The organism is Candidatus Aquarickettsia rohweri (genome assembly GCF_003953955.1).
Taxonomy (GTDB): Bacteria; Pseudomonadota; Alphaproteobacteria; order Rickettsiales; family Midichloriaceae; genus Aquirickettsia; species Aquirickettsia rohweri.
Window position 1 is genome coordinate 1 of sequence record NZ_RXFM01000123.1, and the last position, 2,771, is coordinate 2,771.

General features: G+C 27.9%; 3 protein-coding genes. 1 reads left to right on the plus strand and 2 read right to left on the minus strand.

Annotation, left to right across the window (positions count from 1 at the left end; all coding sequences use genetic code 11):
• Positions 1 to 817 (plus strand): hypothetical protein (locus EIC27_RS07330; protein ID WP_162298365.1); only part of this gene is annotated, 817 nt, incomplete at its 5' end.
• 314 nt (positions 818 to 1,131) lie between these two features.
• Here EIC27_RS07330 and pdxT read toward each other — a convergent pair.
• Together pdxT and pdxS are read right to left on the minus strand one after the other, a co-directional pair.
• The gene (gene pdxT, locus EIC27_RS06600; RefSeq protein WP_126045261.1) at positions 1,132 to 1,677 is read right to left on the minus strand and encodes a pyridoxal 5'-phosphate synthase glutaminase subunit PdxT; all 546 of its coding nucleotides are present in this window, start codon (positions 1,675 to 1,677) and stop codon (positions 1,132 to 1,134) included.
• Positions 1,674 to 2,486 carry a pyridoxal 5'-phosphate synthase lyase subunit PdxS gene (pdxS, locus tag EIC27_RS06605; protein WP_126045262.1) on the minus strand — a complete coding sequence of 271 codons (813 nt, stop codon included), beginning with the start codon at positions 2,484 to 2,486 and terminating at the stop codon, positions 1,674 to 1,676. Before pdxS ends, pdxT begins: the two co-directional genes overlap by 4 nt.
• Positions 2,487 to 2,771 lie beyond the last annotated feature (285 nt).

Sequence of the window (2,771 nt, forward strand, 5' to 3'; positions counted from 1 at the left end):
GGAAAAAGAAAAAGAATCTCCAATAAAAATTGATTTATTAGATTTAGCTAATTATGATGGTAAGATAGAATGGTTTGCTGATTTATTGCTTAAAATTTGCGCTCATAATGATGATTATAGATCAAATAACAAAGAGTATGTTGAAAAATTTACAAATCTTGCAAAAGAATTAATCAACATCGATAATTATGAAGAAAAAATAAAAAAAATAGATGAATTTATTAGCTCCTCAAATGACTTAACAATAAAAACAAATTATAAGAAATTTTTCCAATCTGAATTTTTTAGTAAATTTTTCCAATCTAATGAAGGTGGAGATGCTGTTTTTAAAAATAATAAATACTTAGGGATTGATCTTTCTGCTATAGGCAATTGCTCAGAATTATTTAGACCTTTTTTAGGTTTATTGCTTGCAAAGTTACCAAAATTTCTAACAGGTCAAAAAGCTATAGTTATAATTAATCATTCGCATAATATTTTTGAGGCATACGCTTTTCAAAATCAGCTTAGAGTCTGGTTAGAAAAATTAACAAACAATAATGCTATGCTTCTTTTAACGCAAGAAAATATAGATGATAAGAACGCACATAGCTGTCTTGCAGATGTTATGCCTTATTTTGCTTCTCAGCTATACTTATCTAATAAAATGTTAGATAAAGAATTTAAATATACATTTAATCTTTCTAATCAAGAATTTAATTACATAAAAAGCTATGATATGAAGAAACGTAGGTTTCTTGTAAAGCACGGTGAAAATTCTATATTTGCACAGATGAATTTATCTAATCTTAGTGAAGTGCTCAATTATCTTGGTTAAAATTAAAATACCTATTGCAAAAATATTATAGTTAGCTTTATTACACATAAAATAAAGTTATTAATTTTTTTAAAATTTTAAGATTTTTTCATTATACAGTTAGTGAATAAATTGATCAAAGTCGGTATTATTAATTATTGTTACAAGACAAGTTGTTATTTTAAAATTAATTACGAATAAATCAACTTATTAGCAATATAATAAAATAATTGCTTTTTAGGAACTTGGTATCGTATTAAAGTTATACATGTAAATTTGAGAACGAGATCATTATAGAAACTTAAATAAGAAAAATTTATTCATAATGAGTGACTTTATTTGAAAATTTGTTTTATTGGATTTTTTGAATCAAATGTAAGTAATTCTGGGTGAAAAATTGTGCAGTATATATTATCTTGTTTAACAAAAATGGGATTATCATTTAATGTATCTAAAATTTTAACTTTTTTTCCACATTCAGTAATACTCGGTGCACGAATCATAAATGCTTTATTGTCTGAATCAGTTCTTTCTATTTTGCTATTAATTTGCCTGCCATAGTAATTTCTTTGTATATTGATATCAATAAGGCCCAAACCATTTACTTGGCTTGATTTATATTTAGATAGTAGTATTGCTCCCGCACAAGTGCCAAGTATAGGTTTTTTACTTAAAGCAAATTCTTTGATTTTTTTGTCAAGGTTGTTATTAATGCAGTAATCGTACTGTACTGAACTTTCTCCACCAGGCAGAATTACGCCATCTAATGCTGAAAAATCTGTATTTGCAAATATTTTTAAAGATAAATAACCAAGCTTTTGTAAAGCTTGGACGTGTAAGTGTCCAGCACCTTGATAAAAGAAAACACCTATAGTTTTCATTTCATAGATTCTCCGAGGTTAGTTGATATTTCTGCTAATTTTTTGGGGTCGTTCCAATGATTTACAGATTCAACTATTGCTTTTGCTCTTTTTTCAGGGTTTTCACTGAGAAAAATACCACTTCCTACAAATATAGATTCAGATCCTAATTCCATACATAATGCAGCATCTGCTGGAGTTACAATTCCACCCGCTGCAAAAAAAGGAACAGGCAATTTTTGATCATTACAAACTTTTTCTAACAGAGATAAATCAACTCCAATTTCCTCTGCTTTTCTTTTAATTTCACAGTAAGTTAGACCTTTTAAACTATATATTTCTTTTTTGACTGTTCTAAGGTGATAAACAGCTTCTAGGATGTTGCCTGTTCCTGCTTGCCCTTTACATCTAATCAATGCAGCACCTTCTTGAATTCTTCTCAAAGCTTCTGCTAAATTGCGACATCCACAAACAAAAGGTATATTGAAGTCTATCTTATCAATATGATTTTCTTTATCTGCAACAGTTAATACTTCACTCTCATCAATACAATCAACTTCTAATGCTTCAAGGATTTTTGCCTCTGTAATATGCCCTATGCGGCATTTTGCCATAACAGGAATTGAAATAGCTCCTTGTATCATTTTTATCATAGCAGGATCACTTGCCCTTGCAATACCTCCTTCTTTAACAATTATAGCAGGAACTCTTTCAAGAGCCATAACAGCTGCGGCTCCTGCTTGCTCTGCAATTTGAGCTTGTTCTACATTCATCACATCCATTATCACACCATTACAAAGCATATTAGTGAAAGCAATTTTACTATCCATTTTTAATTATTGTAATTTTTATTGTAACTTAACAATTGATTATATCATATTCAAGGTAAATTTATATAGATTTATATGTAAATAAAAAACAATCTTTACATATTATAAATCATATAATAGCTTATATTAGAAATAATATCATGTGTGTAAAATGAAAAAGATTTTAAGTATATTTCTATTATTTTTACTTGTTAGTTGCAATACATTAGAAAATAAATTCGATTCTCTTTTTAATAAAAAAGATTCAAAACAAAATCCAAAGCTTGTTGCAATGCCATCAAAAAA